The organism is Streptomyces sp. NPDC096040, assembly GCF_040303265.1.
GTDB lineage: Bacteria > Actinomycetota > Actinomycetes > Streptomycetales > Streptomycetaceae > Streptomyces.
Genome location: NZ_JBEOTA010000008.1, coordinates 254,262 through 277,665, shown reverse-complemented (window position 1 = coordinate 277,665; position 23,404 = coordinate 254,262). Strand labels below are relative to the sequence as shown.

General features: G+C 71.5%; 22 protein-coding genes and 2 tRNA genes. 16 read left to right on the top strand and 8 right to left on the bottom strand.

Going from position 1 to position 23,404, the window contains the following annotated elements; genetic code table 11:
- Nucleotides 1-125 precede the first annotated feature (125 nt).
- From ABTY98_RS13390 to ABTY98_RS13360, 7 genes are all read left to right on the top strand, one after another.
- The gene (locus ABTY98_RS13390) at nt 126-1,079 is read left to right on the top strand and encodes a phosphatase PAP2 family protein (protein WP_352221010.1); all 954 of its coding nucleotides are present in this window, start codon (nt 126-128) and stop codon (nt 1,077-1,079) included.
- The gene (locus ABTY98_RS13385) at nt 976-2,181 is read left to right on the top strand and encodes a hypothetical protein (protein WP_502994214.1); all 1,206 of its coding nucleotides are present in this window, start codon (nt 976-978) and stop codon (nt 2,179-2,181) included. The genes ABTY98_RS13390 and ABTY98_RS13385 overlap by 104 nt, the downstream gene beginning before the upstream one ends.
- Nucleotides 2,172-3,761, top strand: coding sequence for a hypothetical protein (locus ABTY98_RS13380; protein WP_352221009.1), 1,590 nt, complete (start codon nt 2,172-2,174; stop codon nt 3,759-3,761). The genes ABTY98_RS13385 and ABTY98_RS13380 overlap by 10 nt, the downstream gene beginning before the upstream one ends.
- Nucleotides 3,758-5,098 (top strand): AAA family ATPase, encoded by a 1,341-nt coding sequence (locus ABTY98_RS13375; protein ID WP_352221008.1) that lies wholly within the window; start codon nt 3,758-3,760, stop codon nt 5,096-5,098. Before ABTY98_RS13380 ends, ABTY98_RS13375 begins: the two co-directional genes overlap by 4 nt.
- 403 nt (nt 5,099-5,501) lie before the next feature.
- Nucleotides 5,502-5,867: a DUF8844 domain-containing protein gene (locus ABTY98_RS13370; protein ID WP_352221007.1), complete on the top strand. Its 366-nt coding sequence runs from the start codon at nt 5,502-5,504 to the stop codon at nt 5,865-5,867.
- A 129-nt stretch (nt 5,868-5,996) separates the two neighbouring features.
- Nucleotides 5,997-6,605: a bifunctional DNA primase/polymerase gene (locus tag ABTY98_RS13365; RefSeq protein ID WP_352221006.1), complete on the top strand. Its 609-nt coding sequence runs from the start codon at nt 5,997-5,999 to the stop codon at nt 6,603-6,605.
- Nucleotides 6,596-6,669, top strand: a tRNA-Lys gene (locus tag ABTY98_RS13360). The genes ABTY98_RS13365 and ABTY98_RS13360 overlap by 10 nt, the downstream gene beginning before the upstream one ends.
- Before the next feature lie 97 nt (nt 6,670-6,766).
- Here the strand turns inward: ABTY98_RS13360 and ABTY98_RS13355 are convergent.
- Nucleotides 6,767-7,981: a M6 family metalloprotease domain-containing protein gene (locus ABTY98_RS13355; protein ID WP_352221057.1), complete on the bottom strand. Its 1,215-nt coding sequence runs from the start codon at nt 7,979-7,981 to the stop codon at nt 6,767-6,769.
- 350 nt (nt 7,982-8,331) lie between these two features.
- On the opposite strand from ABTY98_RS13355, the gene ABTY98_RS13350 reads away from it, so the two are divergent.
- A complete protein-coding gene (locus ABTY98_RS13350; RefSeq protein ID WP_352221005.1) occupies nt 8,332-10,212 on the top strand; it encodes a putative bifunctional diguanylate cyclase/phosphodiesterase in 1,881 nt (626 codons plus the stop codon).
- Here ABTY98_RS13350 and ABTY98_RS13345 read toward each other — a convergent pair.
- The 3 genes from ABTY98_RS13345 to ABTY98_RS13335 all read right to left on the bottom strand — a co-directional run bounded on the left by ABTY98_RS13345 (nt 10,182) and on the right by ABTY98_RS13335 (nt 12,910).
- Nucleotides 10,182-11,279 (bottom strand): LLM class flavin-dependent oxidoreductase, encoded by a 1,098-nt coding sequence (locus ABTY98_RS13345; protein WP_352221004.1) that lies wholly within the window; start codon nt 11,277-11,279, stop codon nt 10,182-10,184. The genes ABTY98_RS13350 and ABTY98_RS13345 overlap by 31 nt on opposite strands.
- A gap of 105 nt (nt 11,280-11,384) precedes the next feature.
- On the bottom strand, nt 11,385-12,116 hold the full coding sequence (locus ABTY98_RS13340) for a maleate cis-trans isomerase family protein (protein ID WP_352221003.1): 732 nt from the start codon (nt 12,114-12,116) through the stop codon (nt 11,385-11,387).
- The gene (locus ABTY98_RS13335; RefSeq protein WP_352221002.1) at nt 12,113-12,910 is read right to left on the bottom strand and encodes a maleate cis-trans isomerase family protein; all 798 of its coding nucleotides are present in this window, start codon (nt 12,908-12,910) and stop codon (nt 12,113-12,115) included. The genes ABTY98_RS13340 and ABTY98_RS13335 overlap by 4 nt, the downstream gene beginning before the upstream one ends.
- A gap of 160 nt (nt 12,911-13,070) precedes the next feature.
- Between ABTY98_RS13335 and ABTY98_RS13330 the strand changes: the two genes are divergently transcribed.
- Together ABTY98_RS13330 and ABTY98_RS13325 are read left to right on the top strand one after the other, a co-directional pair.
- Entirely contained in the window at nt 13,071-14,024 is a 954-nt protein-coding gene (locus ABTY98_RS13330) for a D-2-hydroxyacid dehydrogenase (protein ID WP_352221001.1), read from the top strand.
- A gap of 18 nt (nt 14,025-14,042) precedes the next feature.
- Complete coding sequence (locus ABTY98_RS13325; RefSeq protein WP_352221000.1) at nt 14,043-15,449, top strand: amidase; 1,407 nt, start codon at nt 14,043-14,045, stop codon at nt 15,447-15,449.
- A 99-nt stretch (nt 15,450-15,548) separates the two neighbouring features.
- On the opposite strand, the gene ABTY98_RS13320 is transcribed toward ABTY98_RS13325, so the two are convergent.
- Nucleotides 15,549-16,043, bottom strand: a complete 495-nt coding sequence (locus ABTY98_RS13320) for a DUF3830 family protein (RefSeq protein ID WP_352220999.1) — start codon at nt 16,041-16,043, stop codon at nt 15,549-15,551.
- Nucleotides 16,044-16,090: 47 nt separating this feature from the next.
- Here ABTY98_RS13320 and ehuB point away from each other — a divergent pair, with 47 nt between their 5' ends.
- The 6 genes from ehuB to ABTY98_RS13290 all read left to right on the top strand — a co-directional run bounded on the left by ehuB (nt 16,091) and on the right by ABTY98_RS13290 (nt 20,342).
- Nucleotides 16,091-17,008 carry an ectoine/hydroxyectoine ABC transporter substrate-binding protein EhuB gene (ehuB, locus tag ABTY98_RS13315; protein ID WP_352220998.1) on the top strand — a complete coding sequence of 306 codons (918 nt, stop codon included), beginning with the start codon at nt 16,091-16,093 and terminating at the stop codon, nt 17,006-17,008.
- Nucleotides 17,005-17,733: an ectoine/hydroxyectoine ABC transporter permease subunit EhuC gene (gene ehuC, locus ABTY98_RS13310; RefSeq protein WP_352220997.1), complete on the top strand. Its 729-nt coding sequence runs from the start codon at nt 17,005-17,007 to the stop codon at nt 17,731-17,733. The genes ehuB and ehuC overlap by 4 nt, the downstream gene beginning before the upstream one ends.
- Nucleotides 17,730-18,380: an ectoine/hydroxyectoine ABC transporter permease subunit EhuD gene (gene ehuD, locus ABTY98_RS13305; protein ID WP_352220996.1), complete on the top strand. Its 651-nt coding sequence runs from the start codon at nt 17,730-17,732 to the stop codon at nt 18,378-18,380. The genes ehuC and ehuD overlap by 4 nt, the downstream gene beginning before the upstream one ends.
- A complete protein-coding gene (gene ehuA, locus ABTY98_RS13300; RefSeq protein ID WP_352220995.1) occupies nt 18,370-19,152 on the top strand; it encodes an ectoine/hydroxyectoine ABC transporter ATP-binding protein EhuA in 783 nt (260 codons plus the stop codon). The genes ehuD and ehuA overlap by 11 nt, the downstream gene beginning before the upstream one ends.
- 269 nt (nt 19,153-19,421) lie before the next feature.
- Entirely contained in the window at nt 19,422-20,180 is a 759-nt protein-coding gene (locus tag ABTY98_RS13295; RefSeq protein ID WP_352220994.1) for an IclR family transcriptional regulator, read from the top strand.
- 88 nt (nt 20,181-20,268) lie between these two features.
- Nucleotides 20,269-20,342 (top strand) — tRNA-Lys (locus ABTY98_RS13290).
- Nucleotides 20,343-20,398: 56 nt separating this feature from the next.
- Here the strand turns inward: ABTY98_RS13290 and ABTY98_RS13285 are convergent.
- From ABTY98_RS13285 to ABTY98_RS13275, 3 genes are all read right to left on the bottom strand, one after another.
- Nucleotides 20,399-22,069 carry a long-chain-fatty-acid--CoA ligase gene (locus ABTY98_RS13285; protein WP_352220993.1) on the bottom strand — a complete coding sequence of 557 codons (1,671 nt, stop codon included), beginning with the start codon at nt 22,067-22,069 and terminating at the stop codon, nt 20,399-20,401.
- 31 nt (nt 22,070-22,100) lie between these two features.
- A complete protein-coding gene (locus ABTY98_RS13280) occupies nt 22,101-22,616 on the bottom strand; it encodes a DUF3592 domain-containing protein (protein WP_502994213.1) in 516 nt (171 codons plus the stop codon).
- A 128-nt stretch (nt 22,617-22,744) separates the two neighbouring features.
- The gene (locus ABTY98_RS13275) at nt 22,745-23,350 is read right to left on the bottom strand and encodes a lytic polysaccharide monooxygenase auxiliary activity family 9 protein (RefSeq protein WP_352220992.1); all 606 of its coding nucleotides are present in this window, start codon (nt 23,348-23,350) and stop codon (nt 22,745-22,747) included.
- Nucleotides 23,351-23,404 lie beyond the last annotated feature (54 nt).

The window sequence follows — 23,404 nt, the reverse complement described above, 5'->3', positions numbered from 1 at the left end:
GCGGGCGGTCTCCGCGTCTTTGAGGGCTGAGCGCCCCGCATGGGCGGGAATGCGCGCAACGTAAAGTGTCACGGTCGGCCAGCCGGGCGCCGCGCAGACAGGGACGAGAAGGGGGAGGCAGTCGGATGCCGCAGACCGAGAAACCGGGCACCGAGGTGACTGCGCGAACCCCGCTGCGCTGGTGGACCGAACTGCCGCTGATCCTGCTGGTGTACGGCTGCTACACGGCCGGCCGCCTGCTCGCCCGTGGCGACAACGCCACCGCCATCGACCACGGCCTGGCCATCCTGCGCATCGAGAAGGCCCTGCACCTCAACGCCGAGCACCCGCTCAACCGCCTGTTCACGCGCGAGGCATGGCTCGGCATACCGGCCGACTTCTGGTACGCCTCACTGCACTACCTGGTCACCCCGGTGATCCTGGTCTTCCTGTTCCGCATGCGCGCCGAGGCCTACCGGCGGGCCCGCACCTGGCTGATGACGTCCACGTTCATCGGTCTGATCGGCTTCACCCTGCTGCCCACCTGCCCGCCCCGGCTGCTGGACACGAAGTACGGCTTCGTCGACTCGATGGCGCAGTACAGCTCGCACGGCTGGTGGGGCGGCGACGCCAGCGCCCCGCGCGGTCTCGGCGGCATGACCAACCAGTACGCGGCGATGCCGAGTCTGCACTGCGGCTGGGCGCTGTGGTGCGGGGTGATGCTGTGGCGCTACGGCGGCAACCGGCTGACCAAGGTGCTCGGCGTGGCCTACCCGCTGCTCACCGCGATCGTCGTGATGGGCACCGCCAACCACTACTTCCTGGACGCGGTCGCGGGCGTGTTCGTGATGGGCGTCGGCTACCTGATCTCGCCGTACGTGATGCGGGTCGCGGACCTCGTCCGGGTCCGGGTGACCCGGGGCACCTCGCTGGTCGCAGCACGCTCCGGCGGCGCAGTTTCCCCGATTGTCAGTGGTGGATGCCAGACTTCGGCGGGTGAGCGAATTCCATCGCAGCGCGAGTCCCGGCTCGCCTCCGGAGCCGAACCGGACGTCTCCCCCACCGACGCGGGGGACGGCGCTCCGGCACCGGCTCGCTGAGCTGCGCGGCCCCGACGTCCCCGCCAAGGCCCTCGACGCGCGTGCCCTCGCGGCGCTCGCCGCGAACCCTGGGTGCAGGCGGCGGGCGATCCTGGACGGGGCCGGGGTGGACAAGACCGCGCTGGCGAGCGCCCTCGGCTCACCGTCGGGCTTCGGCCAGTCGCAGTTCGCGCTGACCCGGGGCAACGCCTTCGAGGCGAGGGTGAAGGCGGACGGCGGGGCGGAGTTGCTGCGGCTGGTGCGCAAGCACCTCGATCCGGGCGCCGAGCCGGCCGAGCGGGCCGCTGTGCCCGACCTGTCCGCGATCGGCCCCGAGGGGCGTACGGCCCGTACGGCACTGGCGCTGCGCGAGGCCGCCGGGACGAGCGAGACGGACGGCGAGGCGGACGGGACACGCGGCTGGGTTCTCCTCGACCATCCGATGCTGGCCCTCCAGGTGGCCGGCTCCCCGGCGTTCCTGGAGCCGGACGCGGTGGTCGTGCACCCCGACGGCAGCTGGACGGTCGTGGAGATCAAGTCCTTCCCGGTGCTGGACGGTTCGGCGGACCCGGCGAAGGTGGGGGCGGCCGCCCGGCAGGCGGCGGTGTACGTGCTGGCCCTCGAGGAGGTCGCGGCCCGGCTCGACCCCGCCCCGCGGGTGCGGCACGACGTGCTGCTGGTCTGCCCCAAGGACTTCTCCAACCTGCCCACCGCCTCCGCCGTCGACGTCCGCAAGCAGCGCGCGGTCACCGCCCGCCAACTGACCCGGCTCACCCGCGTCCAGGACATCGCCGACACCCTTCCGGAGGGCACCTGCTTCGCCCCCGGCCTGCCCGCCGAGCAGCTGACGGCGGCCGTCGACGCGGTCCCGGCGGCCTACGCGCCCGAGTGCCTGTCCGCCTGCGAACTGGCCTTCCACTGCCGGCAGCGCTCCCGCGCGGCCGACGAGGTCACCACGCTCGGCCGCGCGGTCCGGGCCGAGCTGGGCGGGCTGACCACCGTCGAGGACGTCCTGTCGGCGGCACGCGGCGAGAGCGGCGACCCCGGCGATCCGGCGGTCGCGGCCCTGCGCCGTGCGGCGGCCCTGCGCGCCGAGGCCCTCCAGGGGGCCGCGTGTCCCTGATCACCACCCTCGCCCGTCTCGAAGCCGTGAGCACGGGCACCGCCCAGCCCGCCGCGACCGTCCGCCACCGGCACCTGTCCGAGCGCCCCCTCGTCTTCGTGCCGCTCACCACCTCGGGTGAGGCGGGAGCACCCCTCGGCGCCCTGGTCGGCACCGACCGGGACACCCCGCGCCTGCTGGTCGTACCGCAGCCGCGCGACCGTGATCTGCGGTTCGCGTTCCTCGCCGAGCTGGCCGACATCGTCCTGCCGTACCTGGACTCCTACGCCGACTCCGTCGAGGCCGCCGAGCGCACCGAGACCGATCCCGAGACCGGAAAGCGGGTCAAGGTCGAGGTGGAACTGTGCGCGGACGCCCCCCAGCTGATCGTCCCTGGCCGCACGGGCATCGAGTACGTACGGCTGCTGGGGCGGTCGATGCGCTTCAGGCGCACGGCGGAGCAGGACCCGGAGGCGCCCTACCCGGCCCCGCCCCGGGTGCCGTTGCTCGGCCGCTGGCTCACCCACTTCGGCGAGCGCGCCCGCGTCCCCGGCTCCTCCCTCCTCCTCGCCATGACGGACCTGCTCTCCCGGCACTGGGCGACCGGGCAGTCCGGCGTCGAGGACCAGCACCTGGGCGCGCTGCTCGCGTGGATCAGCCCGCCGGCCGGCACCTCGGGCGCGGAGGCGGCGCGCCACGCCGAGCTGGCGCGGGACGGCGAAGGGCAGCTGCTGTGCCCGCCGGCCGGCCCGGCCACCGACCCGGCGTTCGACAACAAGCTGCTGGCCCCCGCCTTCGAGCGCTACGACCGCGCCCGCACCGCCCTGGCCGGCGCCGAGGACGGCCTCCAGGCCGACAACCGGCTGGCCATCCTCACCGCCGCCGAGCGGGAGATCCGCGACCTCGTCGCAAGCCGGACCCGGCCCACCTGGGACGCGGTCTGGCGTGGGCTGGATCTGCTGCACCGGCTGCCGGAGGGCGCCCGGGTCGAGGAGCGGTGGACCCGCGACCGCTGGTCGTTCACCGGCCACCGCGACCGGGTGCTCGCCGGTGAGCCGCCGCAGCCGCGCCGCGACGACGCGGTCACCGCCGCCAACAAGCTGGCCACCCGCGAGCGCGAACAGGCCCGGCTGGACGCCCAGGAGGCACTGGACGATCCGCTGGTGATGGCGGGGCGGCGGCTGGCGGGGGAGGCGTTCGCGGGGGAGGTCCTCGATGTCGTCATGGCGTACAGCGAGGGCAAGCGGCCCAGCCCGCGCCCGCTGGTGACCGTGCGCACGGAGGACCGGCCGCATCTCGGGGAGCGTGCGAAGGCGTACCGCTCGCTGGGCGGCAAGCCGCAGTCGATGGAGTTCGTCGGGTACGAGGCCGAGGGGGTCCTGGTGCTCCGGGTCCTGGACAAGATGGGCCGGGGCAGGGAGCCGGAGAAGGGGTCCGTCCCGGAGAAGGGCGACCGGCTCACCTTCACCCTGTTCGAACACGAGCAGCGCGGCGGGGCGAAGCTGCCCGACCCGGAGGCGACCCCGTGGACCCACGGCGGCCCGCCGGGCGAGGCCGCACCGGAGGCGGCCGACACGGTGACCGAGGAGGATGTGCTGTGACGGCCGACGTCGATCTCGACCCGGGTGCGGCCGCCACCCGCGCCACCACCGCGATCCTCCACGACACCCTGCACGGCACCGACCGGGGCGTGGTCGTGGACTCCCCGCCGGGCGCCGGCAAGTCCACGCTGGTGGTCCGCGCCGCGCTCGAACTCGCCGACGCGGGGCGCCCGCTGATGGTGGTCGCGCAGACGAACGCGCAGGTCGACGACCTGGTCCTCAGGCTCGCCGAGAAGAACCCGGAGCTGCCCGTGGGCCGGCTGCACAGCAGTGACGCCGACCCGTACGACAAGGCGCTGGACGACCTGCCGAACGTCCGCAAGTCGGCGAAGGCGGCCGACCTCAAGGAGGCGCCGGTCGTGCTGTCCACCGCCGCGAAGTGGGCGCATGTCACCGTGGACGAGCCCTGGCGGCACGCGATCGTCGACGAGGCGTACCAGATGCGCTCGGACTCGCTGCTCGCGGTGGCCGGTCTGTTCGAACGGGCGCTGTTCGTGGGCGACCCCGGTCAGCTGGACCCGTTCGCGACCGTGGGCAGCGAACAGTGGGCGGGCCTGTCGTACGACCCCTCCGCCTCGGCGGTCTCCACTCTCCTCGCCCACAACCCGGGCCTCCCCCAGCACCGGCTCCCGGTCTCCTGGCGGCTGCCCGCGTCGGCGGCCCCACTCGTCTCCGGCGCCTTCTACCCGTACACCCCGTTCCGCAGCGGCACCGACCACGGCGACCGGCGGCTGACCTTCGCCGTCCCCTCCGACGGCTCCGGACCCGACCGGGTGATCGACGAGGCGGCGGAGTCCGGCTGGGGCCTGCTGGAGCTGCCCGCCCGGCACACCCCGCGCACCGACCCGGAGGCGGTCCGCGCGGTGGCGACGGTGGTACGACGGCTCCGCGACCGCGGCGGGGCGGCCGTCTCCGAGCGCTCGCCCGACCCTTCGCCCCTCACCGCCGACCGGATCGCCGTCGGCACGGCCCACCGGGACCAGGCGGCGGCGGTCCGGGCGGCGCTGGCGGAGCTGGGCGTGACGGACATCACCGTCGACACGGCGAATCGCCTCCAGGGCCGCGAGTACGACGTCACAGTCGTCCTCCACCCCCTCTCCGGCCGCCCCGACGCCACCGCCTTCCACCTGGAGACGGGCCGCCTGTGCGTCCTCGCCTCTCGGCACCGCCAGGCCTGCATCGTCGTCTGCCGCGCCGGCGTGACCGACCTCCTGGACGACTACCCGTCGACGGAACCCGTCCAGCTGGGCACGATCGTGAAGTTCCCGGACGGCTGGGAGGCGAACCACGCGGTCATGGCCCACCTGACCGAGCACCGAGTAACTTGGCGACCCTGACGGACACCCGGCTCACCGGCCCATCCGCCGGACGGAGTCCGGCACGCCGCCGGAGGCGGCCGATCAATGCAGCCCGGACGGCTGGGAGGCCAACCACGCGGTCATGGCCCACCTGACCGAGCACCGAGTGACCTGGCGACCCTGACGGACACCCGGCTCACCGGCCCATCCGCCGGACGGAGTCCGGCACGCCGCCGGAGGCGGCCGATGAATACAGCCCGGACGGCTGGGAGGCGAACCACGCGGTCATGGCCCACCTGGCCGAGCGCCGAGTGACCTGGCGACCCTGACGGACACCGTGCACAGAGTGAGCCGGCGGCCTTGGGGTGGGCTTGCGCGGGCGCGAGAGAATGGACGGTGGCCATCGAAACGTAGGCATCGAACCGTACGAGGAGGACCAGACATGGCGGAGCCCACGCCGCGTCGGAACGAACCGCGGCTACGCCCCGCGCCCCTGCTCTTCGAGCCAGTGGAAGCGGTCGCCGACCCTGAGCACTTCTTCGGCCTGGAGTCGATCGACGACCCCGGGGCGCTGCTGGCCCGTGCGACCGAGCTGACCCAGGCGTTCCGCGTGGCCACCGACCGGGCGGTGGAGTTCCAGGCCATGGCCGCCGCCCAGCTCGCCGACCCGCGCCGCTTCGACCGTCTGACCCCGGCCGACATCGCCGAGCAGGCCGAGTGGACCGAGGACTACGCGAAGAAGATGGTCGAGTTCGGCCGGGACCTGCTGACGGGCAGCGAGGACGCGGAGCCGGCAGAGCCCGTCTAGCGGACTCCTCGGCGCGGGCGACAGCGCGCGGCATATGCCAGGCGGGCAAGATACCCCTCTCCGCTCCGCCCCGTCCCGGTTTTTCGCAACTCACGGCAAGTGGCAGCTCACGGTAGGTATCAATGTCCTATGAGCCGCACACCGCACGAGACGCCCCTCCCCGGCCCCGGCGCCCGTTCCGACGCCGCCGGGGTCACCTCCGACGGAGCCGCCTGGCTCGCCTCCGCAGGAACGTATCCGCGGAGCACGCTCGCTCTCTGGGAGGAGCGGCCGGACGCCCCGGTCGTCCTGCCCTGCGGCTCCGTCTTCGACGTGGTGAACGCCCCGGCGCTCTTCGGCCGCCGCATGCTGGACCGGTTATGGGACGAGGGGCCGGGCTCCGGGCCGGTCGCGGTGTTCCGGGGCCGGATGCTCCTGTTCGCCGCTCCCGGCACCGCCGCCCGGCTGCCGTCGCTGCTGGACTGGGAGGAGTGGGGCGGCCGTGGCGGGACCGTACCGCCGCTGCTGTGCCACGGCACCGGCGACGCGGTGACCGTCCCGGCGCTGAACGGCGACCGCTCCCCCGCCCCGACCGGCACGCGCTGGCTGGTGGCCCCGGACACCCGGCACCCCTGGCTCCCCGGGCCGGAAATCCTGCTCTGGGCGGCGGTGCGGGCGGCCCGCGCTGCCGTGCGGATATCGATTTTTCCTCCCGCCGATCAGGATGCTAAGGTCTACGACGTCAGCAGGCGCCGCTAGCTCAGTTGGTTAGAGCAGCTGACTCTTAATCAGCGGGTCCGGGGTTCGAGTCCCTGGCGGCGCACGCGAAGTAGGCGAAGAGCCAAGCTCCTGTGAGCTTGGCTCTTCGTTTTTCCGGCCCTCCGTGTCCTTGACGCCCTTCGCCTCAGTGCCGTCAGGGTTCAGCCCAGACCGCCCGGTGTGATCTTCACATTCCAGGCGCCGGACGGCGTCCGCCCCTCCACCTCCACCTTCACACCGTCCCCCGGCACCGTGAAGCTCTCACCGACGGCGACCGGGGCGTCGGCCAGCGGCGGGTAGACGGAGCTCTCCCAGCAGGCCTCGGTGCGCGGGTGGGCGTCGATCACCTCGACCGGGCCGCCCCCGGAGGCCGTCTCGTCGCGGACCCGGTAGACGAGGATGCCCTGCCGGCAGGCCGCGCTGTCGTTGCCGGACGCCCCTCGCGCCTCGAAGGCCAGCACGCTGTCGGGCCCGGTGCGCACCACCGCCAGCTTGGTGCCGTCGCCGAGCCCGAAGGCCGGCGCTCCCGCGGCGCCCTTCTCCGGCACCCCGGGCCCGGCGGACAGCGGCTCCAGGGTCAGCCGGGTCGGCCCGGTCCCCCGTACGCACACCACCTGGCGCGGATCCAGCCACCCGAGCTTCCACTTGTGCCAGGCGAAGAGATCCGGCGCCAGCCCGAACTGGCTGCCCATCAGGTCCCAGTCGCCGACGTAGGTGTCCCAGTCGCCCTTGCCGTCCACCGGGCGGTGGTAGAGGTCGGGGAGGTCGAAGACATGCCCGGTCTCATGGGCGAGAACCAGCCGGTCCGGCGGATGCTTCTCGAAGACGGTGACGACCCGGCGGACGTCCGTGCCGTCCACGTGCACCGGGGTGTCCAGGTTGACCACCTTCGTGGCGTCGGAGTCGACGCCGGGTGCGTCCGGGTCGGCCACGAAGTACACGATGTCGTAGCGCGAGAAGTCGACCTCGGGATCGGCCACCGCGAACGCGTCCCGCAGGTAGGCGGCCCGCAGCACCAGGCTCCAGTCCCGCTTCATGCCGTAGGCGACCGAGGGCCGGGGCATCCGCAGCCAGTGCGTCAGCGGGTGCGGCCGGATGGCGAACTTCCCGTAGGAGGCCTGTTCGAAGTAGCGGCTGGTGGCCGGGAAGTGGTCGGCGGCGAGCTCCGCGGGGGTGGTGCGCGGGAGCGCGTCCGGGAAGGAGAGGAACACCATCGCGGCCGCGAGCGGGTGGGTGGGACGGGTGTAGTCGGCGTTCCAGGTGTCGACGCCCTCGGAGTGGTGCGCGTCGGTGCGGTGCAGGGCACAGGGGGCCGTGGAGAACGGCTCGGCGGCCGACGGTCCGGTCAGGATCGTCGTTGCGACGAGCGCCGACATCGTGGTGAACACGGCGGCGGTGCTGCGCAGCAGGAGACGCGGCACGGAAGGACCTCCGGGGGCGGTTCGCGGGACACCGCACCCAGCCTGTGTGAGTCTGTCTACTTATGACCTGTTTATCTGCACCAGAAGGGTGAGAAACCCAAACGGCCGACACCCCGAGAAACTCACGGAACGTCACAAGTGGCCGTGCGACTCAAGAACCCGTCCAGGTGCGGGCAGAAACGATCTGTCAGAAACGGTGCTTCATCGTGGACACTGGACAGTGGCTGGAAGGCCCTCGGGCCAGCCTCTATGATCGGCACACTTTCCTGCACGGACAGAGATCGAGTGCACTGCGGGAGCGAGCGGTGAGCGGAACGTCCGAAGGGCCGACGCCCGCGGCAGACCTCGACCGGTCCGCCGTCACAGAGAGTGACAAGAGCTGTCGGAAGTCGTACGACGAGACAACCGACCCGAAGACAGGCGAGACGACAGACGAGACGACAGATCCGAAGACCTACGCGTACGCCTTCGCGGCCGCCACGCTGCCCATGGCCGTCGTCGACCGCGAAGGCCTGGTCAGCACCGCCAACGAGGCGTTCGGCACCCTGATCGGCGCCGACCCGTCCGGCCTGACCGGGCGGATCGCCGCGGACCTGGTGGACCTGGCCTCCGACGCCCGTACCTGGCACGCCTATCGCGAGGTACTGCGCGGCCGGCAGGCCAAGTTGCGCTGCACCCGCCGGCTGAAGCACCCCGACGGGCACTCGCTGTGGGTCCAGGTCACCGTCTCGCCGCTGGCGAAGGGCACCCCGGGCCTGCTGCTGTCGGTCTCCGACATCAGCGCGCGCCGCGAACTGCAGGCCCGGCTGCGGCACTTGCAGATGCACGACCCGGTGACCCGGCTGCCCAACCGGACGTTGTTCTTCGAGCGGCTCTCGGCCGCCCTGGAGGCGGAGTCCTACGAGCAGAGCGGTACGGGCCGAATCGGCCTGTGCTACCTGGACCTTGACGGTTTCAAGGCGGTCAACGACACCCTCGGCCACCGGGTGGGCGACCGGCTGCTGGCCGCCGTCGCCGAACGGCTGACCCGGGTCGCCGACGAGGCCGGCTGCGCGCGGGCCGGGGCGCCGCTGGTGGCCCGGCTCGGCGGTGACGAGTTCGCCCTGCTGGTCGAGGACTCGACGGGCACGGAGCAGCTGGCCGATCTGGCCGAGTCGGCGCTGGCCGCCCTCCAGACGCCGTTCGACCTGGCCGGCCAGCGGCTCTCCCTGTCGGCGTCGATCGGGGTGGTGGAGCGCCATGCGGCGGGTACGACGGCCACCGGGCTGATGCAGGCCGCCGACACGACCCTCTACTGGGCGAAGGCCGACGGCAAGTCCCGCTGGACGCTCTTCGATCCGGAGCGCAACGCCCACCTGGTCACCCGTCAGGCGCTCTCCTCCACCCTTCGTCCGGCCATCGACCGCGGCGAATTCGTGCTCGAATACCAGCCGCTGGTGGGCATGGAGGACGGGCGGCTGAGCGGGGTCGAGGCGCTGGTCCGATGGAACCACCCTCAGTTCGGCACACTAGCGCCGAATCGGTTCATCGGATTGGCGGAGGAGGACGGCTCGATCGTCCCGCTCGGCCGCTGGGCCCTGCGGACCGCCTGCCGTCAGGCCCGCCGGTGGCAGCTGGACCACCCCGGCGAGCCGCCGATCTTCGTGAGCGTGAACGTGGCCGTGCGCCAGGTCTGGGACTCCGACCTGGTGGCGGACGTGGCGGAGACCCTCGCCGAGACCGGCCTGGCGCCGCACCTGCTCCAACTGGAGCTCACCGAATCCGCCGTGATGGGCTCGGCGGGCCGCCCGCTGCAGGCCCTTCAGGCCCTCAGCGACATGGGCGTCCGTATCGCCATCGACGACTTCGGCACCGGCTACTCCAACCTCGCCTACCTCAGCCGGCTCCCGGTCTCGGTCCTCAAGCTGGACGGCTCCTTCGTCCGGGGCTTCCAGTACGACGACCCGGGTGACCGCCCGAACCCCGCCGACGAGGTCGTGGTGGAGGCGATGATCCAGCTGGCCCACCGGCTCGGCCTCACCGTCACCGCGGAGTGCGTCGAGACCTCGGCGCAGGCCTCCCGGCTGCGGCACATCGGCTGCGACACCGGCCAGGGGTGGCTGTACTCGCGGCCGGTGACGCCGGATCGTATCTCCGAGCTGCTGGGCACCCGGACCTACGCGGACACCCCGGTCGGCAAACCGTAGGCGTCGGCGATCAGTTCGTAGGAGCGCAGGCGCAGCTCGCCTCGGTGGGCGTGCGTGGTGAGCATCAACTCGTCGGCGCCCGTGCGCTTCTGGAGGTCGTCGAGACCGGCGCGGACCTCGTCGGCGGTGCCGTGCACGATGTTGGCGGTCCAGGAGTGCACGAACTCCTCCTCCATCGGGGAGAATTCGTGCTTCTCGACGTCGTCGGGGTCGGGGAACAGACCGGGCCGCCCGGTGCGCAGCCGCAGCATGTTCACCGCGCCGGCCCGCACCTGGCGCCGGGCCTCGCGCTCCTCGTCCACGGCGAGCGCGGAGACGCCGATGAGGGCGTATGGCTCGTCGAGGACGGCGGACGGGCTGAAGGACTCGCGGTAGAGGTCGAGGGCCGGGATGGTGTTCTGAGCGGAGAAGTGGTGCGCGAAGGCGAACGGCAGCCCGAGCATGCCGGCGAGCCGGGCGCTGAAACCGGAGGAGCCGAGCAGCCAGACGACCGGGCGGTGCGGGGACTGCACACCGCCGGGGCTGGTGCTCTGGACGGGTCCGGGGATGGCATGGATCCGGCGGTACGGGTGCCCGTCCGGGAAGTCGTCGTCCAGGAACCGGGTGAGTTCGGCGAGCTGCTGGGGGAAGTCGTCGGCGCCCTCGTTGAGGGTCTGGGTACGGCGGAGGGCGGCAGCGGTGGCCCCGTCCGTGCCCGGCGCCCGGCCGAGACCCAGGTCGACCCGGCCCGGGGCCATGGCCTCCAGCGTGCCGAACTGCTCCGCGATGACGAGCGGGGCGTGGTTGGGCAGCATGACGCCGCCCGAACCCAGCCGGATCCGCTCCGTGTGGGCGGCGAGATGGGCGAGGATCACGGCCGGCGAGGAGGAGGCCACACCGGGCATGGAGTGGTGCTCGGCGACCCAGTACCGCTGGAATCCGCGCGCCTCGGTGAGCCGCGCGAGCTCCACGCTGGTGCGCAGGGCGTCGGTGGCGGTACTGCCGGTGCCGACGGTCACCAGGTCCAGTACGGAGAGGGGGACGGGGGCGGTCCTGTGCGTGATGCCCCGGATCTCGTCTGCCGACACGGTGAGAGCCTCCTGTTTACGACCGTGAGCTGTACACGGGGCGACAACAGGAGGAGGGCTCCGGTTATTCCATCCTCGCGTCAGTCAGCCCGGCCGACCGTGTCCTCAGGCCTGGACGATCGGTTCGCGGACGAACAACGTGCCCAGCCCCGGCGCGTTCACCCGGCGGTCCGCCAGCCTCAGCCCTTCCCACACGGTCACCTGGTTCGCCGTGAGCACCGGCTTGGACAGCGCCTTCTCCAGCAGGGACAGGTGGGCCGCCGTATGCAGTGCCGTGTCGGGGAGCAGCACGGCCTCCGCGCCGGAGTCGTCCGCGGCCCGCGCCAGGGTCAGCACCTCCTCCTCACCCCACGTCCCCACCTCGGCCGCCGTAATGATCCCCGACGGGCGGACCCCGGTGACCTCCAGGCCCCCGGCCCGCAGGAAGTCCGCGAAGAGCTGGGCCACGTCGTCCGGGTAGGTCGCGCCGACCGCCACCCGCCGTACCCCGATCTCCCGCGCCGCGTGCACGAACGCGAAGGACGTGGACGACGCCGGCAGCCCGGCCGCCTGGGCGAGGTCACGGATCTGCTGGTGGGCGCCCTTCCAGCCGTACACGAAGCTGCCGCTGGTGCACGCCCACACCACCGCGTCGGCGCCCGCGAGCCGTAGGTCGTCCACCCCGGCCGCCAGCCGCTGGGCCGATCCCATCTCCAGCAGCGCGTCCACCCGGTGCGCATCCTCGCCGATGTCGGTGTGGACGACGTCCACCCGGATGTCGCTGCCGAGGAGCTGCTCGATACGCGGGTAGTCGTCCTCCGCGGAGTGCCCCGGATAGAGGATTCCGAGCGCTGTCATGTCCACCCTTCCTGCTGTTCTTCCGGCAGTACGGGCCACTCAGGCGCCGCCGATGCGTCCGGATGACCGATCAGCGCCTGATAGGGCCCAACGGCTCGGGTACCCAGCCTGCGCAGCGCCGCCCACATCGTTACCTGGTTGGCCGAGAGGACGGGGACGCGCAGTTCGGCCTCCAGCTGGGGGATGACGTCGTAGGTGGGCAGGTTGGTGCAGGAGATGAACAGGGCGTCGGCCGCCCCGGGCCGTGCCGCCTGCCGGGCCATGGCCACCACGTCCCGGTACGGCACCTGCCAGATGTGCCGGGTCAGCCCCATGAACGCACAGCCGGCCACCTCGACGCCCGCCTCCGCGACGTACTCCTCGAGGACCCGCGTCACCGAGGCCGTGTACGGCGTGACCAGCGCGAGCCGCCGTACGCCCAGCTCGGTCAGCGCGTCCAGCAGCGCACCGGAGGTGGTCAGCGCGGGCACCGCACCGGACCGGGTCATCGCCTCGCACATCGCGCGCTCCCCGGCGATCCCGCCGACGAAGCTGCCGGAGGTGCACGCGTAGGCGACGACCTCGGGCGCGACGGCGGTCAGCGCGCGCACCGCCACGCCGAGTGTCTCGTGCTCGCTGACCAGCCGGGCCAGGTCGAGGCTGACCTCGACCGGCACGAACGGCGTCCTGGTCAGGTGCAGGGACACGTCGTCCGGCACCCAGCGCCACAGCTCTCGGTCCAGGGCGAAGTCGAAGGGCGCCACGACTCCGACACCGCGCTGGGGACGAGGTCCGCCCAGAAAGGAGACGTCCATGGGAAGTCACCGGCCTCACGCTGGAAGTCGAGGGGCAACGGTCGATGGTCACGCCCGTGTTGACGAAGGTAGGTTCGGGTGCGAGCGTGGTCAATCCGTGCATCTCAGACGTTCGATCCGCCCATGTCAGACGCTGCCGGACACCGGGAGACCGCCCCGAATGACGCCGCCCGTCCCCACCCTGCTGGTCCTCGACGCCGACCCGCCGCCGCGGCTGGGCCGGCTCACCGGCCACGCACGGATCCTGCACACGGACGCGGCGGGCCTGGCGGCCCGGCTGCCTTCGGCCGATGTCCTCCTCGTCTGGGACTTCACCTCGCACGCCGTCCGTGCGGCCTGGCCGGGCGAGGGGCCGCGGCCGCGCTGGGTGCACACCGCGAGCGCGGGCGTCGACCATCTGATGTGCCCCGAACTGGCCGCGTCCGACACGGTCGTCACCAACGCCCGCGGGGTCTTCGACCGGCCCATCGCCGAGTACGTGGCCGCGCTGGTCCTCGCGATCGCCAAGGATCTCCCACAGACCCTCGGCCTCCAGCGGGAGCGGGCCTGGCGGCACCGCGAGGCACGCCGGGTCGGCGGCACCCGCGCGTGCGTGGTGGGCTCCGGCCCGATCGGCCGGGCGATCGTCCGTACCCTCAAGGCGCTCGACATCACCACCGCCCTGGTCGGCCGCGCCCCGCGGACCGGCATCCACGGCCCCGACGACCTCGACCGGCTGATGTCCCGCGCGGACTGGGTGATCGCGGCCGCCCCGCTGACCGAGCAGACGTACGGCATGTTCGACGCGCACCGCTTCGGCGTGATGCAGCCGTCGGCCTGCTTCATCAACGTCGGCCGGGGCCAGCTGGTCGACGAGGACGCGCTCGTGCGGGCCCTGACCCGGCGCTGGATCGCCGCCGCGGCCCTGGACGTCTTCACCACCGAACCGTTGCCCGCGGACAGCCCGTTGTGGGACGCGCCCGGCCTCATCGTCTCGCCGCACATGAGCGGGGACACGATCGGCTGGCGGGACGAACTGGGCACTCAGTTCCTGGAGTTGTACGAGCGGTGGGCCGCGGGCAGATCCCTGGTGAACGTGGTCGACAAGAAACGCGGATACGTGCCAGGTCACTGACGCCGGGAGGCCCCACCCATGCAGCTCACCGACCTCACCGCCCGAATGCTTCTCGACGGTTACCGCAAGGGCGAGTTCGGCCCGGTGGAGGCCGTCCGGGCGGCCCTGGAACGGGCGGCCCGGATCCAGCCGGAGGTCAACGCCTTCGTCCGCCTCACCGACGAGGACGCCCTGGCGCAGGCGAGGGCATCGGAGGAACGGTGGCGCCGGGGCGAGCCGAAGGGCCTGGTCGACGGCGTCCCGGTGACGGTCAAGGACATCCTGCTGATGCGCGGCCATCCGACTCTGCGCGGCTCCAAGGCGATTTCAGCGGCGGGAAGCTGGGACGAGGACGCCCCCTCCGTCGCCCGGCTGCGCGAACACGGCGCGGTGTTCATCGGCAAGACGACCACCCCCGAGTACGGCTGGAAGGGCGTGACCGACTCTCCGCTCTCCGGCATCACCCGCAACCCGTACGACCCCTCCCGCACCGCCGGCGGCTCGAGCGGCGGCAGTGCGGCGGCCGTCGCCCTGGGTGCCGGGCCCCTGTCCCTGGGCACGGACGGCGGCGGCAGCGTGCGCATCCCGGCGGCCTTCTGCGGGATCTTCGGCCTGAAACCGACGTACGGGAGGGTGCCGTTGTACCCCGCGAGCGCCTTCGGCACGCTGTCGCACGTGGGCCCGATGACCCGGGACGCGGCCGACGCGGCACTGATGCTGGACGTGATCGGCACCCCGGACGCCCGCGACTGGTCCGCCCTCGGCACCGCCCCCGGCTCCTTCACGACGGGTCTCACCGGCGGCGTACGGGGCCTGCGAGTCGCCTTCTCGCCGACGCTGGGCGGCCAGGTGGCGGTACGCCCGGCGGTCGCGGCGGCGGTACGGCGGGCGGTGGCGGCGCTGGCCGAACTGGGGGCGTACGTCGAGGAGACCGACCCGGACTTCAGCGACCCGGTGGAGGCGTTCCATGTGCTCTGGTTCGCGGGCGCCGCTCGGGTGACCCAGCGTCTCTCCTCCGAGCAGCGGGAGTCGCTCGACCCGGGGCTGCGGGAGATCTGCGAGCAGGGGGCCCGGCTGAGCGCGCTGGAGTATCTGGCAGCGGTGGACGTTCGGATGGACCTGGGCCGGCGGATGGGTCTCTTCCACGAACGGTACGACCTGCTGGTGACACCGACCCTGCCGATCACGGCGTTCGAGGCGGGGGCGGAGGTGCCGAAGGGGGCGGGACACCGGAGGTGGACGGGGTGGACGCCGTTCACCTATCCCTTCAACCTGACCCAGCAGCCGGCGGCGACCGTTCCGGTGGGGACGGACGGGGACGGCCTTCCGGTGGGGATGCAGCTCGTCGCCGCCCGGCACCGGGACGACCTGGTGCTACGGGCGGCGCACGCGTTGTTCGAGGCCGGTCCGGCCATGCCACCGCCGGACCCCGGCGCGGTCGCGTGACAGCATCGCCGGACCGCCTGCGACAGCCATACCCGGAGCTTCCGGCCCGGCCTGGTGAGCGCGCATCGCCCGATCCTGGTGATATCTGCCGGCCGGTCCTCAGGCTCGCCGGAAGCTGAGCGTCTCCCCCGCCGCCCCGTTGCGCCACAGGTCGTTGCAGGCCTCGGCCAGGTCCGTCAGGCCCTCCACCACCTGGCCCCACACGATGCCGGGCACCCACCCCACATCGCCGTTGAGCAGCAGGTTGTTGCGTTCGTAGAAGAGGGCCAGGTCGACGACCGTCGTACCGGGGCGCACCTCGCGGTCGTAGCCGTAGGCCTTGGTGCCCAACTCCGTGCCGGCGAAGGCGAAGTAACAGAGGTCGCCGGGGATGGGAGTGACGGTCGGGTTCTCCAGGGGTGGTTCCGTCGCCGCGAATGGCGGGAAAAGGGCGTAGATCTCGTTGCGGGCGTACTTCGCGTGGTAGACGTCGCCGGAGAGCGGCAGGGCGTCCCAGACGGCGGCGCAGGTCACCGGGGCCCGGTCGTCCAGGAGCCGGGCCGTGGCGCTGACCCCGCGCTTGACCAGCGAGACTTCGATGTGTCGATCGGCCATGTAATCCATGGTGCATAAGTCGGTTGCGCTCGGGTAGCCGCGCCGCCATGGCTCCACCACTTGGGAACGAGACAAACACATCTGGGTACGAATCAAGACACACCCGGCGTGCGGTGCTCGCGGGTGCCGCCGCCGTCGGCGCCCTCGCCGCCGTCGGCTGCACGCGCGTGGCCACCGCCTCCGGCACCAACGGCGGTGACCTGCTGCAGCGATTGCGCGCCCAGGGGGTCGTACGGCTCGGGATCGCCGGTGAGATCCCCTTCGGGTACATCGACAAGGACGGCCATCTCACCGGTGAGGCACCGGAGCTGGCGAAGGCGATCTTCAAGCGGCTCGGGGTCGACAAGGTGCAGCCGGTGCCGACCGAGTTCGGTTCGCTGATCCCGGGGCTGAACTCGCAGCAGTTCGATGTCGTGGCCGCCGGGATGTACGTCAATCCCGACCGCTGCGCGCAGGTGATCTTCGCCGACCCCGACTACCAGATGCTCGACTCCTTCGTCGTGCGGAAGGGGAATCCCAAGGGGCTGCTCGACTACAAGGACATCGTGGCCAAGAAGGCCAAGTTCGCCACCGGGACCGGGTACGCGCAGATCCAGCACGCCGTCGAGGCCGGGTACAAGGAGAGCGACATCCTGATCGTGCCGGATCAGGTCGCCGGGCTGAACGCCGTGGAGGCCGGGCGGGTCGACGTCTTCGCCGGAACCGCGGTCACCGTCCGTGACGTCGTGAAGAAGTCGGCCAAGGCCGAGGCGACCAAGCCCTTCGCCCCGCTCCTCGGCGGCAAACCGCATGTGGACGGCGGCGCGTTCGCGTTCCGGTCGGCCGAGACCGAACTGCGCGACGCCTTCAATGTGGAGCTGCACAAGCTGAAGAAGAGCGGCGAACTGCTCCGGATCCTGAGCCCGTTCGGTTTCACCAAGGCCGAGATGACCGACCTGACGGCGAAGGAGCTGTGCGCCGGATGACCTCGGGACTGTGGGAACTCGTACTCAAGGGTGTGTGGACCACCCTCCAACTGCTGTTCTTCAGCGGGTTGCTGGCGACCGCCGCGTCCTTCGTGGCGGGTACGGCGCGCACGCATCGCAATGTGTTCGTCCGGTTCCTCGCCGGCCTGTACACCGAGGTGTTCCGTGGCACCTCGGCACTGGTGATGATCTTCTGGGTGTTCTTCGTGCTGCCGGTCGCCTTCGGCTGGCAGCTGGTGCCGCTGTGGGCGGGCACCCTCGCGCTCGGGCTGACGTACGGCGCGTACGGCGCGGAGATCGTGCGCGGGGCGCTGAACGCGGTCGACCCGGCGCAGAAGGAGGGCGGCATCGCGCTCAGCTTCACGCCCTGGCAGCGGCTGCGGCTGATCCTGCTGCCGCAGGCGGTGCCGGAGATGATCCCGTCCTTCTGCAACCTGCTCGTCGAGCTGCTCAAGGGCACCGCGCTGGTGTCGATCACCGGCATGGGTGACCTGGCGTTCAGCGGGAACCTGGTGCGGCTCGCGTTGCAGGAGAGCGCGCACATCTACACGTATCTGCTGCTGATCTACTTCGTGATCGCGTTCGTCATCACCCGGCTGATGCGCGGTCTGGAGAAGCGGCTGAAGGCAGGGATCGGCAAGGACCCGGGGACCGAGCGCCAGGCGCGTGAGCTCAAGCGCGCCGAGACGACCGGGGTCGGAGCGGCGGGCGGTGGTGTCGCGTGAAGTGGGACTGGAGTGCCGTCAGCGAGTTCATGCCGCACTTCTGGGACGGCCTGCTGGTCACCCTGCAGGCGCTGGTCCTCGGTTCGCTGATCTCGTTCTCGCTGGGGCTGGTGTGGACGCTGCTGCTGCGGACACCGACCAGGTGGGTGCGCTGGCCGGTGGGCGTGGTGACCGAGTTCGTACGGAACACCCCGCTGCTGGTGCAGCTGTTCTTCCTGTTCTACGTGCTGCCCGAGTGGGGGCTGACGTTCTCCGCGCTGACCACCGGTGTCTTCGCGATCGGCCTGCACTACTCGACGTACACCATGCAGGTCTACCGGGCCGGTATCGAGGCCGTGCCCGTCGGCCAGTGGGAGGCGGCGACGGCGCTCAGCCTGTCGGCGCGGCGGACCTGGTTCGCGGTCATCCTGCCGCAGGCGCTGCGCCGGGTCGTGCCGCCGCTGGGCAACTACGTGATCTCGATGCTCAAGGACACGCCGATCCTGATGTCGATCACCGTGCTGGAGATGCTCGGGCAGGCGCGGCTCTTCTCCCAGCAGCACTTCCAGTTCACCGAGCCGGTGACGGTGATCGGCGTCGCCTTCATCGTCATCTCCTACCTCGCCTCCCTTCTTCTGCGCACCCTGGAGCGTCGCCTTGTCCGTTGACACCAGCAAGCAGCCGAGTACCACCGGTACGACGTCCGACGAGCTGATCCGCATCGAGGGGGTGACCAAGCGGTTCGGGGACAACACCGTCCTCGACGGCCTCGACCTCACCGTGCAGGCGGGCCGGCACGTCACCCTGATCGGGCCCTCCGGCTCCGGCAAGACCACGATCCTGCGGCTGCTGATGACCCTCACCAAGCCGGACGCGGGCACCATCACCGTCGACGGGCAGCGGCTCTTCCCTGCGCCGGAGAAGGAGCTGCGGGAGGTCCGCAAGCAGATCGGGATGGTGTTCCAGCAGTTCAACCTGTTCCCGAACATGACGGTACTGCGCAACCTCACCGAGGCCCCGGTGACCGTGCTCGGCCTGTCGAAGGACGAGGCGGAGGCGCGGGCCCGGGAGCTGCTCGACCTGGTGGGCCTCGCCGACAAGTGCGACGCCCGGCCGACCCAGCTCTCCGGCGGCCAGCAGCAGCGGGTGGCCATCGCGCGGGCGCTGGCCATGCGGCCGAAGGTGCTGCTCCTCGACGAGGTGACCTCGGCGCTCGACCCCGAGCTGGTCGCGGGCGTCCTCGACCTGCTCAGGGACATCGCCCGCACCACCGACATCACGATGCTCTGTGTGACCCACGAGATGAACTTCGCCCGGGACATCTCCGACCAGGTCCTGATGTTCGACGCGGGCCGGATCATCGAGGCCGGCCCGCCGGAGCGGATCTTCAGCGAGCCCGAGCAGGAGCGGACCCGGGAGTTCCTCAGCGCGGTGCTGTAAGCGTCTCCCCATGAACCGTCGTAAAAGATTCCCTGTGCGGTGTCATGATTACGGGAAGTGAACGCTCGAACACCCGAGGTCCGGCGGTCAGCTCATTCCGCTGACATATGCCAACGGGTCTTTGCCGCAGCTGGGAGGGCCGGAAACTCGCCAACACCCCCTCCGTTTGCGGCTGCTGCCCGTTATCGTGGAGGGGATCCGCTGTCCGGATCGCGGCCCAAGCAGTGCTGCCGAGGCAGCATCGCCGAGCGAGCGCAGGGGGACCCACCGTGGCGCTGAAGCACGAGCCGACCGCCCCGTACCACTCCGCCCAGGACGCGCTGCGCGTCCTGGAGACGGTGGCAGGGCACGCCGACGGCGTCACCGACACCGAGCTGGCCCGCCGGACCGGCCTCGACCCCGAGCGGCTGGCCGCGCTGCTGCGCATGCTGCGTCGCGAGGGCTATGTCGAGCAGGTCGCCGACGGTACCTATGTCACCGGTGAGACCCTGCGCCGCCTCGGCTCCGCGCACGACCGGGAGCGCGCGCTCGGCGAGCAGCTCCAGCTGATCCTCGACCGGCTGCGCGACTCGGTCGGCGCCGCGGTCTATCTCAGCCGGTACGTCGACGGCGAGGTGCGGATCGGTCCGTACGCGGCCGGCCCGGCCACCCCCGCGGTCAACGAGTGGGTGGACTTCCGCTCCTCCGCGCACGCCACCGCGATCGGCAAGAGCCTGCTCACCCAGCTCGACCACAACGGCCGCCGCGACCACCTCTCCCGGCACAAGATGGCCCGCCTCACCTCACGCACGATCACCAGCGACAAGCTGCTGCTCTCCCGTCTGGAGGCACAGCCGCCGACGGTGCCGGTCCTGGACCTCCAGGAGTACGCGATCGGCACGGTGTGCGCGGCGGTGCCGATCACGGCCGGCTCGTCCGTGGGCTGCCTGGCCCTGTCCCTGCCGGTCGAACACGCCCACCGGCTCCGCCAGGCCGCCGACGCCCTGAACCGCAGCGCGGCCCCGGTGCTGCTGTCCCTCGCGATCTGACGCCGGTCACAAGCACCCCTGCGGACCAGGTAGTATTTTCTTCGTCGCCAGCCGCGAGACTCAGATCGGACGGTTCGGCGGGAGTCATGCGCCGCTAGCTCAGTTGGTTAGAGCAGCTGACTCTTAATCAGCGGGTCCGGGGTTCGAGTCCCTGGCGGCGCACGATGACGAGGGCGAGCTTTGTCCGCAGAAGACGCGGACCTGGCTCGCCCTCTCTGTTATTGCGCGGCTGCGCCGCGCGCGGTGGGGCCTCCGCCACCCACACCCCCCTCCGAAGGGCCTCTCGTGGATACGAGGGGCCCTTCGGTGTCCTCGGAGGTCAGTCTGCGGTAGGTCTGCTCGCCCGGTGGCCGCCACCACACGGGGTCGGCGCATCGCACCCCTTCCCTCCGCAGTGCGGCCCGCTGGATCTTGTTGGTCGCCGTCACCGGCATCCGCTCCACCACCCGCACGAACCGGGGCGCCATCTTCGTCCCCAGATCGGGCTGGGCCAGCAGAAACTCGGCGAAGTCCAGGGGCTCGAACCGCCCGGCGACGGTCGCCATCACCTGGTCCCCGGTCACCGGATCCGGCACCCCGTACACGGCGACCGCATCCGCGCCCTCGTACCGCGCCACGATGTTCTCGATCATCGCGGCGGCCAGGTTCTCCCCGTCCACCCGTATCCGGTCATCGGTACGCCCCGCGAAGTACAGAAAGCCGTCCCCGTCCCGGTAGAAGAGATCCCCGGTCCAGTACCACCCTCCCCGCCGCCGCTCGGCCTCCGCCTCGGGGTTGCGCCAGTAGCCCTCGAAGGGGTTCGGCGCCCGGTTGACCAGCTCTCCTATCGCCTGCTCCCCGTTGAGCAGCCGGCCACCCGAGTCGAAGACGGCGGCCGGACACTCCTCCCCCGTCTCCTCGTCCAGAACGACGAGACCGGGCGCCGCCCGCCCCACCGCACCGTCGGGTGTCCCCGGCGACCACTGGATCGCGGCCCCGCCCTCCGACGACCCGTACCCCTCGACCAGCCGCACCCCGAACCGCTCCTCGAAGGCGGCCGCGTCCACGGCCCCGGCCTCCGTACCGAAGCCGAGCCGCAGCGGATTGTCCCGGTCGTCGGCGCGCGGCTCGGTGGCGAGGATGTACTGCACCGCACGGCCGACGTAGGTGAAGTAGGTGGCGCGATACCGCCGTACGTCGGCCAGGAACCCCGACGCCGAGAACCGCCGCCGTAACGCCACCCCGGCGCCCGCCGTCAGCGCGGGTGCCCAGTCGGCGATCACGGCGTTGCCGTGGAACATCGGCATGCAGATGTAGTGCACGTCGTCGGGCCCGACCCCGAACTGCCCGGCGAGCGACCGTCCGGCCGCCGCGAGCCTGCCCTGGGAGCAGAGGGCGGCCTTGGGGGCGCCGGTGGAACCGGAGGTGAAGTAGAGCAGGATCCGGTCGCCGGGGGTGGCCCGCGAGGCGTCCGGGAAGGCGCCGAGATAGGGCGCGAGGAGTGCGCCGTAGGCCGGATCGTCGGTGACGAGGAGACGGATGCCGGGCAGTTCGAGCCCGCTGAGCAGCGGGAGACGGGCCCGCTCGGTGACCAGCACCGGGCACTCGGTGTGCAGGATGTCCCGCGCGAGTTCGGCCCCACGCCGGGTGGGATTGACCCCGGCGACAGCCGCCCCGGTGAGAGCGGCGGCTCCCAGCCAGAGCGGGAACTCAGGGGTGTTGTCGAGCAGCACACCCACGTGGGGGACGGCACCGGGCGGCAGCAGATCCCTCAGCAGGGCCGCGCGGGCGGCGGCACCGCCTGCCACCTCGTGATGCGTCAGCACCTGCTCCTCGAACCACAGCCCCGGCCGGTGGTCGCCCCACCGCGCGGCCACCGCCTCAGCGATCGTGCGCCCTTGGAAGGCCATGGAGAAGCAGCGTAATTGACGCTCCGTCAGATCAACACCCCGCGGCCTGATCCGTCACGCACGGAGGCCAATCGTCGGTCCCCGTCCCCGTCCCCATCTGCGAGAAGCCCCAATGCACACTGATCATGAAGGCCAGCGCAAACCCGATGAACACCGCGAAGAACACCACCGCGCACCCGGTACTCGCGGCCAGCCTCCCCCGCGCGGGCGGCTGCGCCGTGGCCTTCTCCGGGCTCTCCGGCAGGTAGTACACCGTCACGAAGTCACCCTCGACGACGGTCGACAGCCCACCCCTCTCGTCGATGCGGACAGCCCGCCCCTCGGCCGTGGTGAACTCGAGCACGTGATGCAGCGTGGTGCTCACGGCCGTCTCCCCGCCACCGCTGGTCGTCGTGTACGCCCGCAGGCAGCGCGCCTCGGCCGTACGGCCGTGCCGCCACGTCCGGCTGATCCGGCGCGACCGCCTCAGCGTCTTGACCATCCCCAAAACCCCGAGGACGACGAAGATGCCGGGAAGGACGTAGAAGAACGCTTGCAGCAGGCCCATGGCAGTCCCCCGATTCCGAACACCGGTCCGACTGACCGTGTGGCGGGAACGTACCCCTGCGACCTGCGGCAGGTCCTCAAGCGAAGCTCAGATCAGCCGGATGTTACCCAGTCGTCGAACGACACCGGTCAGAACGTGACGTCCGAGCAGGCGTAGAACGCGTTGCCCGTGTCGGCGATCGTCCAGACCGCAAGGATCACGTGGTGGCCGCTCAGCCCCGACGGCAGGGTGCCGCTGTGGCTGATGGTGCTCGGCGGACGCTGGCCGTTGTAGGGGACGGTGAGGAACGGGGTGGTGTTGAGGTCCGAACGGGCGAGGGCGTGGTTCTGGTTCCAGCCCTGCTTGGTGACGTAGTACTTGAAGTCGGTCGTGGCGTGCATCGCCGTGAACTGCCAGCGGAAGGTGTACGACTGACTGCCCGTCACCTTGGTCGTGGGCCAGGCGCCACCCGACGGTGTGGTGGGCGAGCTGAGCTGGGCGAACCGGCTCAGCCCGCCGTTGCAGAGCTGGCCGTCGGCGGGGCCGGCCGCCGGGAAGCCCTTGGGGCCCTCGACGCTCTGCGGCTCCCACTGGATGTCACCGCAGTTGGTCACGGTGCCGTTGGCGCAGAGCTTCTGCCTGCTGATGGGGAGGTCGGTGTAGCCGTGCCCGCTGGCGCCGCCGGTGGAGAGCGCGAAGGCTCCGGCGGTCGCCACACCGAGCACGACGGCCGAGATCTTGGTCCGTTTACGCATGCTGCCGCTCCTGAAGAACGTGGGGGAGGTTCCTTGAGCCGTGCAGGTCTAGAC